The organism is Sphingobacteriales bacterium (assembly GCA_012517435.1).
Classification (GTDB): Bacteria; Bacteroidota; Bacteroidia; order CAILMK01; family JAAYUY01; genus JAAYUY01.
Genome location: JAAYUY010000009.1, coordinates 1 through 8,424, shown reverse-complemented (window position 1 = coordinate 8,424; position 8,424 = coordinate 1). Strand labels below are relative to the sequence as shown.

The following is an 8,424-nucleotide window of genomic DNA, read 5'->3' as shown; positions in this document are numbered from 1 at the left end:
GGATCGATACCTGAAAGCTGCACGTCAATCATGTCGCCAACTTTCAGTAAATTGGCAAGGGTTTGTATTCTTTCCCATGAATATTCAGAAATATGAAGTAAGCCGTCTTTACCGGGCAGAAACTCGATAAATGCTCCATAATCCATGATGGCTTTAACTTTTCCATGATAAACCTTTCCGACTTCCGGCTTGGCTGCAATGGCCATGATGGCATTGATGGCTTTTTCCATCGATTCCTTGTCTTTGGAAGTAATTTCTACGATTCCGTCTCCGTTTTCAGCTTCTTCTATGACAATTTCTGTATTGGTGTCTTTCTGGAGTTGCTGAATGTTTTTACCACCAGGTCCGATAATGGCACCGATAAACTCATTGTCCACCCTGATTTTTTCAATACGCGGGACATGAGGTTTGTAATCTTCACGTGGAGCCGGCATGACAGCTGTCATTTTTTCGAGAATGTGCAATCTCCCACGCTTAGCCTGTTCAAGCGCTTCTGCCAAAACCTCGTAAGAAAGTCCATCTACCTTGATATCCATCTGACAGGCAGTAATACCATCTGCTGTACCGCATACCTTGAAATCCATGTCTCCAAGGTGGTCTTCGTCTCCTAAAATATCGGAAAGAATGGCATAACGCCCTTCGTCATCCACCAGCAGTCCCATGGCAATACCTGAAACAGGTTTGGTAATTTTCACCCCTGCATCCATCAGAGAAAGGCATCCGGAACATACGGTAGCCATGGAAGAGGATCCGTTTGACTCCAGAATATCCGAAACCACCCTGACAGTGTAAGGATTGTTTTCTTCATCCGGCATAACTTGTTTCAGTGCCCTGAGGGCAAGATTGCCGTGACCGATTTCGCGCCTGCCGGGGCCCCTCAAAGGCTTGGCTTCTCCTGTTGAAAAAGCAGGGAAATTATAATGAAGAATAAATTTTTCGTAATGCTGGAAAATAACTCCGTCAATCAGTTGCTCTGCCAGTTTGTTGCCTAAGGTAGTTGTAGCCAGTGCCTGCGTTTCACCTCTTGTAAACAAGGCAGACCCATGAGCCGAAGGCAGGTAATCTACTTCACATTCAATCGGCCTGATTTCATCAAATTTTCTGCCGTCAAGCCTGACCTGATGATCAAGCATGAACTTACGGATAGTATCTTTTTTAATTTTATCGAAATAACGTTTAACAATGGCTTCTTTTTCCTTTTCCTCATCAGTAAGAGATTCCATGAACTCATCGAACATGGTATCAAATGCGGCCTGTCTTTCTTTTTTAGGCAGAAAAGCTTTGGCAGTTTCAAGAATTTTTGCAGGAAAAATATCCAGCATTTTTGCTTTTATAGCCTCATCTTCTTCAGGTAGCGGAAATTCTCTTTTTGGTTTTCCGCAAAGTTCAGCAAACTCTTTCTGAGCACGGCACTGAAGTTTGATGGTTTCATGAGCCAGCCGGAGTGCTTCAACCATTTCATTCTCACTGACTTCTTTCATTTCACCTTCGACCATGTTCAGGTCTTTTTCTGTTCCGGCTACGATGATGTCGAGTGTCGCATCTTTCAGCTCTGTAATACCCGGATTGATAACAAATTCTCCGTTTATTTTTGCTACTCTGACCTCCGAAACAGGCCCGTTGAAAGGAATGTCAGAAATTGACACAGCAGCTGAAGCAGCCAGGCAGGCAAGGCTGTCGGGCATAACGTTTTCATCGCTGGAGAACAAGGTGATAATCACCTGAATATCAGCATAATAATTATCAGGGAACAAAGGTCTCAATGCCCTGTCAACCAGGCGGGAAATTAATATTTCATGATTGGAAGGGCGGGATTCCCTTTTCAGAAAACCACCCGGAAAACGTCCGCTGGCAGCATATTTTTCCTGATATTCCACCTGAAGTGGCAGATAATCAACCCCTTCTTTGAAATCTTTTGGAGAAACAACTGTTGCGAGCAACATGGTGTTGCCATATTTCAGCATGACAGAGCCATCGGCTTGTTTGGCCAGCTTCCCCGTTTCAAGGATGATACTGTTCTGATTTCCTGAAACTACCTGAATACTAACCGGATTTGATAATGACATATTTTTACTTTAAATAAATGATGAGAGAAGGAAAATGTGAGTGTTATTTCCTGATATTCAGGTCTTTAATAATCTGCCTGTAACGTGTTATATCTCTGTCAATCAGGTAGTTTAGTAATTTTCTGCGTTGTCCGACAAGACGTAGCAAACCTCTTTGTGTGCTGTAATCTTTTTTATGAACTTTCAGATGATCCGTCAGGTGATTGATTCTTGCTGTTAATAGCGCAATCTGACTCTCAGGGCTACCTGTATTGGCAGCATTTTTCCCATACTTCTCAAAAATTGAAATCTTCTCTTCTTTTGTTAAATACATAATTTTTCACTTTTTATCAGGCGGCAAAGGTAAACAGATTAATTTAATTCACTTGATTTTGTGTGAATTAATTTTTTCAGACAGGATGTTCCGGATATTTGTTTAACGTGATATATGTTTTGCTTAACCGTAAAAAGTAAAAACGATCATATCTTCATGATTTATTACAGCAATAGACAGCTTGCAGCAAGTTTTTTCAACTTACATCGGCCATCCTATTCAATTTTATTTATCATCACATTAAAATACAGTCACAAATATGGCTGTATTTTTGAGTATAATTCAGACCATCGACTATATGACACATCACAACAAAAAAAACAATAAGTCAAAAGCCAAACGTTTCAGCACAGAAGAAATTCGCAAAGCCATTTTTGACATTTTACAGGAAAATAATGGTAAAGCATTGAATGTCAAGCAATTTTCTTCACGTATGCAAATGACTTCCCAAAAGGATATTTCAAAGCTTCAGCGCGTTCTTTCCGATCTGGTCGCCTCAAAAAAACTGAGAGAGGCTGAGCCCTACCGTTACACCTTCATGCCAAGGAAAAAAGAATTCCTCGAGGGATATATCGAAATCACCCGTCATGGTTATGCATTTGTCAGTTGTCCTGAACTTGAGGAAGATGTTTTCATTTCGGTAAAAAATACCGGCAATGCTATCAGTGGCGACAAGGTTAAAATTACCATTTTCAGAGAACCCAAAGGAAAGCGAATGGAAGGAGCAGTCGTGGAAATAGTCGAACGCAAACGCACTGAATTTGTTGGATTACTGAAAGTTACGACAGGTTTCGGATTTGTCATTCCTGACAGTCATAAAATACATAACGATTTTTTTATTCCACCCGATAAACTGAATGGTGCGAAAGACGGTGAAAAAGTGGTCGTCAGACTGAAAGACTGGCCTGCAGGAGCCAAAAGTCCGGTTGCGGAAGTTATTAAAATTCTGGGGAAAGCCGGAGAACATGAAACTGAGATGCATGCGATCCTTGAAGAATTCGGACTTCCCTATGTTTTTCCTGAGGAAGTCATCACCGATGCTGAAAATATTGATGCTCAGATTACGGAAGAAGAAATCAGCAAAAGAAGAGATTTCAGAAATGTTTTTACCATCACTATCGATCCGGAAGATGCCAAGGATTTTGACGATGCCATCAGTTTCAGGCATGTTGATGAAAACTATGAAATAGGGGTTCATATAGCTGACGTTTCTCATTATGTAAAAAAAGGAACAAAAACAGACGAAGAGGCCTACAGACGCGGAACTTCAGTATATCTGGTTGACCGGACAGTACCCATGTTGCCGGAAAGATTATCAAATCATTTGTGTTCGCTAAGCCCAAATGAAGACAAGCTTTGCTTTTCCGCAGTTTTTACCATGAACAAAAAAGCCGACATCATCAGTCAGTGGATAGGCAAAACCATTATTCATTCGTGCCGCAGGTTCAATTATGAAGAAGTCCAGAAAATCCTCGACAATCAGGAAGGAGAATATTATGATGAATTGAAGATTCTGAATGATATAGCCGAAAAACTCAGGAAAAGACGATACGAAAACGGTTCATTCAGTTTCGAAACCGATGAGGTTCAGTTTACGCTTGATCATCTGGGAAAACCGCTTGAAATTACCAAAAAAGCACGTCTTGCCTCTCATCAACTCATTGAAGACCTGATGTTGCTGGCTAACAGAAAAGTGGCAGAATTTGCTGAAAAAAGTAAAAGAGACTTTGTTTACCGCATTCATGAAGCCCCAAATTTTGAGAAGATCGCAGAATTTAAACGTATTGCAAAAAAATTCGGGCACGAAATAGACAACTCCGATAATCTTGCTTTGGCCAGATCATTAAATAGTTTACTCGAAAAAATTGAAGGGAAACCAGAACAAAACTTTCTGGAATCGCTGGCCATACGCACCATGGCAAAAGCAGCATATTCCCCGAAAAACATCGGGCACTATGGACTGGCTTTCAATACCTATACCCACTTTACATCCCCAATCCGCAGGTATCCCGACCTGATGGTTCACCGTATTCTTTCAGAAATACTTGAAAATCAACCCCCTGTTGAAACTTATGAATCCTTGAAAGAAAAATGTATCGTATCTTCAGAAAGGGAAGTCAATGCAGAGCAGGCCGACAGAGCTTCCATAAAATACAAGCAGGTTGAATTTATGCTGGATAAAATCGGACAAAGTTTTGAAGGAATTATCAGTGGAGTCATCGATGGTGGATTTTTCGTTGAAATTATTGAAAATAAATGCGAAGGCTTTGTGACAGCTTCTTCAATAGATGAAGATTTTTATCAGTTTGATGAATTCAACTACCGTCTGACCGGATATAACAGCAAAAAGACCTTCACTCTGGGGCAAACAGTGTGGATTAAAGTAGTTGAAGCCAATCTCCCCAAACGTCAGCTCGATTTTATGCTATGCGAAAAACCTTTAGTGTAAGACGTTCATCTTCACTGAAGCTGACGATGTCTCCGACACCATCGTGATGATATACATCCCGGCTGGCAAAAGAGAGGTATTGATTTTCAAGGTATAATTTCCCTGTTCAATGAAATCATTGATCAATGTGGCTATTTTTTTCCCCTGCATATCATACATGGCAGCTTCAAGTTTTTCTGAGGATAAAAGGTTGAAATTCAAGTATGTAAAAGCATTTCTGGCCGGATTTGGATATATTTTAAGCCCAAAAGAGTTCGAAAGTTCATTTTCTTCCAAAGCAGAGGGTTTCATCAGATTAACTTTCTCTGCATTCAAAACCCTTCTTTTCCATGTATCACTGTCGTAATAAGACACAAAAGCCACCAGATAGATTTTATCAGGAAAAACTTCCCTTCCCTTCAGGGTATCATATTTTACAGGCAACTGACAGGTAAAATCTTTGGAATAAACAACACCCACAGACGGATCAGCAGGAATGACGCCAGCTGCCCCCCAGTTGCCCAGAGGAGCCTCCCTGACCACATCATTATGCGCTTTATAATAAATGACTGATTTTCCAATAAGTTCGGGATACTTTGAGTCATTGGTGATATAGTTTTTCTGGTCATAATCGTATTTGCCGGTATCTCCTGTCACGCTGTCTTCCAGCACATAGAGGTTTATTCTCAGGTCTCCCGGCTCAGGTTTTTTGAGAAATTTCACTTTCACCTGTCCGGTAATTTCTCTTTTGGAGGAGTTATAACTTTTTTCAATGCTGACTGTTGCCTCTGGTGTTGTCCGCTTCAGGATAGCCAGAACAGTATCAGCCCATTTGAAAGCCATCATCGAAACCCCTACATATTTGGTATAATAACCCGGAGCACTGTCGAATTTTATTCTGTCGATGGTCATGGAGGGGAAATGACCCGGGGAAAAGGCGCCAGCAAAAGCCGTTGCCGGGGCATTGGTCATGGCATCTTTTCCGAATCCTGCATGATGCACCACAACCACCGCTTCGGGAATAGTATCAGCAAGACGCTCTAAATCAATTGATTTTGGTGGACAAAATCCGCATAAAGTGGTAGTCATTTCTTCAAGCAGAATCTTTTTCACCTGAGCTGAAGCTGAGAAAATGAGAAATGACAAGATTAAAAGTGTGATTAACTTTTCTTTCATCGAGGTTTATATTTTTTTCTTTATTTTGAGGGTCTGACCGGGTTTGATATTTCCTGATTCAATCTGATTGGTTTCAAGTATTTCATCAGGTGTAATGCCCGGATATTTTTTGGCAATTGACCAGAGGGTATCCCCTTCCTGAACGGTATAATAATGAAATTCAGCAGATTGCTTGACTTTCTTCCCGATCATTTCCTGTTTTTGCTCAAACGTCATGTCGTTGATCTTTTGATAATGTTCGGCTTTTTCGGTCAATACGTAAATGTTGAGTATCTGCCCGGGATGTATGCCATTGGCTGCCTCTTTATTCCACCTCAGCAGATCATTTTCGGTACAATCATACCACTCCGCTATCTGTTTGAGATAATCGCCTTTTTTGACGGTATATTTTATTAAAATATAGCTGTTTTCGTTTGATTTACTTTCATTTGAAGTCTTTGGGGAAATATATACCTGATTGTCATTTTCCTTGCTGTCGAGGTATTCCTGATAACGGTAAATTCTGTCCTGATGGGCATAAAACAGGGCTGCTTTCTGCTGGGGAAGGCGTAAGACATAATAATCACCGGTAACTGACTGGGGAATAACGTCTTTCATATACTGGGGATTTAATTCCCTGATTACTTCAACGGGTATCTGAAGTGCCCTGGCAATAACCTCAAACTTCAGTCTTTTCCTGATCTGAATGGTATCAAGAAGTCCGGGATTATAGATGTTTTTTGGATATAAATTATGCTCGATGTAATAATTCATGACATAATTGGCAGCGATAAAAGCCGGTACATAGCCCTGCGTTTCCTGAGGCAGATAAGGAAAAACCTCCCAGAAATCAGTTTTATACCCTGATTGTATGATGCATTTGTTTAGAGTACCCGGACCGCAATTGTAAGCGGCTATGGCAAACAGCCAGTTGCCAAATATATGGTATAAATCATCAAAATACTCAACAGCTTTTTCAGTGAGTTTAAATGGATCACGTCTTTCGTCCACCCATGAAGTAATTTTCAGGTCATACATGCGTGCGGTGGCATACATAAACTGCCAGAGACCAGTTGCCCCGCTTCGGGATACAGCGTGTGTGTTTAAGGCCGATTCAATGACAGGAATATATTTCAGCTCAAGCGGAAGTCCTTTTTTATGTAACTCTTCTTCAAAAACAGGGAAATAATAATATCCCAGCCCCAGCATGGTTTCCACCTGTTTTCTTTTTTCAATGGTATAAAGCTCAATATATCGCCTGACATATTTATTGTAAGTGAGTGGTATCGGGCTTTGCAGATTTTTCAGGCGTTGAATGTAAACCGAATCATCATATACAGGGATATAGCCTGGTTTAAAACCGTATTTGTTTAAATGAGCTACATTTGAGTCAACCATCATCCTGCTGACGAACCACTCGTTCATCAAATTGTCAATAGGTTCGCGGATCAGTGCGGTCTGAACTGAATCACTTACCTTGTTAATCAATGAAATCTGTGAAAAAGAAAAGAAGGGTAAAAACAGATAGACATAAAAAAGAAACTGCCTGAGTCGGCAAAACGGGACAATGGCCTTATTCCAAAATTCAGAAATCAATCGTCTTTTTCAGAATTTTTCGTTTTTTCCTCTTTTACAGGCTCTCCTTTCATGCCTTCCTCAATCTCGGATTTTACTTTTTCTTTTGCCTGATTAAATTCACGGATACCTCTTCCAATACCTCTCATGAGTTCGGGTATTTTTTTCCCGCCAAACAAAAGCAGGAGAGCCGCAAAAATGATAATAATTTCAGGTGTTCCAATCCAACCTGCATAATCGTGTAGCATCATCACATTAAACTTTTTGCAAAGGTACAATTATAGTCAGAAGTGAATATCATGTCAAAATAATTTTATCAGTATTTTCAACAATGCAGAAAAATTTAAAAAATTTTTCATCAAATCAGAAAAACAATTTACTTTTGTGGCCTCAAAAAAACTGCGGGAGTAGCTCAGGGGTAGAGCATAACCTTGCCAAGGTTAGGGTCGTGGGTTCGAATCCCATTTCCCGCTCAAAAGCAAGCAAAGGCTTGCTTTTTTTTATGATCGTTCTTAAACGTGTTGCCCGGGTGGTGGAATAGGTAGACCTGCCTGTCGGCAGGCAGGCACGCAGGACTTTATGCGGGTTCATTTGTTTTGTGCCTGCCTTCTTCCTTTCCTTCACTTCGGTATTTTTGTTCGTTCTTTTTTTCTTGCCCGGGTGGTGGAATAGGTAGACCTGCCTGTCGGCAGGCAGGCACGCAGGACTTTATGTGCGGGTTCATTTGTTTTGTGCCTGCCTTCTTTCTTTCCTTCACTTCGGTATTTTTGTTCGTTCTTTTTTTCTTGCCCGGGTGGTGGAATAGGTAGACACGCAGGACTTAAAATCCTGTGGCCCCAAAGGCTGTGCGGGTTCGATTCCCGCCCCGGGTACTATACTTTGAAAAT

At 40.9% G+C, this 8,424-nt stretch carries 6 protein-coding genes and 2 tRNA genes; 3 read left to right on the top strand and 5 right to left on the bottom strand.

What is annotated here, in order from left to right:
• Both pnp and rpsO read right to left on the bottom strand, forming a co-directional pair.
• Positions 1-2,066: polyribonucleotide nucleotidyltransferase (gene pnp / locus GX437_00450; GenBank protein ID NLJ06115.1), on the bottom strand; the 2,066-nt coding region annotated here is incomplete at its 3' end.
• A gap of 43 nt (positions 2,067-2,109) precedes the next feature.
• Positions 2,110-2,379, bottom strand: coding sequence for a 30S ribosomal protein S15 (gene rpsO, locus GX437_00445; protein NLJ06114.1), 270 nt, complete (start codon positions 2,377-2,379; stop codon positions 2,110-2,112).
• A gap of 298 nt (positions 2,380-2,677) precedes the next feature.
• Between rpsO and rnr the strand changes: the two genes are divergently transcribed.
• On the top strand, positions 2,678-4,828 hold the full coding sequence (gene rnr, locus GX437_00440) for a ribonuclease R (protein NLJ06113.1): 2,151 nt from the start codon (positions 2,678-2,680) through the stop codon (positions 4,826-4,828).
• Here rnr and GX437_00435 read toward each other — a convergent pair.
• Genes GX437_00435 through GX437_00425 form a run of 3 tightly spaced genes read right to left on the bottom strand, consistent with a single transcriptional unit; the run spans position 4,820 to position 7,785 of the window.
• Entirely contained in the window at positions 4,820-5,983 is a 1,164-nt protein-coding gene (locus GX437_00435; GenBank protein ID NLJ06112.1) for a T9SS type A sorting domain-containing protein, read from the bottom strand. The two genes, rnr and GX437_00435, sit on opposite strands and share 9 nt — an antisense overlap.
• A 6-nt stretch (positions 5,984-5,989) precedes the next feature.
• A complete protein-coding gene (locus GX437_00430) occupies positions 5,990-7,558 on the bottom strand; it encodes a LysM peptidoglycan-binding domain-containing protein (GenBank protein NLJ06111.1) in 1,569 nt (522 codons plus the stop codon).
• On the bottom strand, positions 7,555-7,785 hold the full coding sequence (locus tag GX437_00425) for a twin-arginine translocase TatA/TatE family subunit (GenBank protein NLJ06110.1): 231 nt from the start codon (positions 7,783-7,785) through the stop codon (positions 7,555-7,557). Before GX437_00425 ends, GX437_00430 begins: the two co-directional genes overlap by 4 nt.
• Positions 7,786-7,938: 153 nt before the next feature.
• Between GX437_00425 and GX437_00420 the strand changes: the two genes are divergently transcribed.
• Together GX437_00420 and GX437_00415 are read left to right on the top strand one after the other, a co-directional pair.
• Positions 7,939-8,010: transfer RNA gene (locus GX437_00420), tRNA-Gly, on the top strand.
• A 314-nt stretch (positions 8,011-8,324) separates the two neighbouring features.
• A tRNA-Leu gene (locus GX437_00415) sits at positions 8,325-8,409 on the top strand.
• The last annotated feature ends 15 nt before the right edge of the window (positions 8,410-8,424 follow it).

Coding starts and splice junctions, on each gene's coding strand:
- GX437_00425 (NLJ06110.1), bottom strand. CDS start 7,785: ATGCTACACGATTATGCAGGTTGGATTGGAACACCTGAAATTATTATC.
- GX437_00435 (NLJ06112.1), bottom strand. CDS start 5,983: ATGAAAGAAAAGTTAATCACACTTTTAATCTTGTCATTTCTCATTTTC.
- rpsO (NLJ06114.1), bottom strand. CDS start 2,379: ATGTATTTAACAAAAGAAGAGAAGATTTCAATTTTTGAGAAGTATGGG.
- rnr (NLJ06113.1), top strand. CDS start 2,678: ATGACACATCACAACAAAAAAAACAATAAGTCAAAAGCCAAACGTTTC.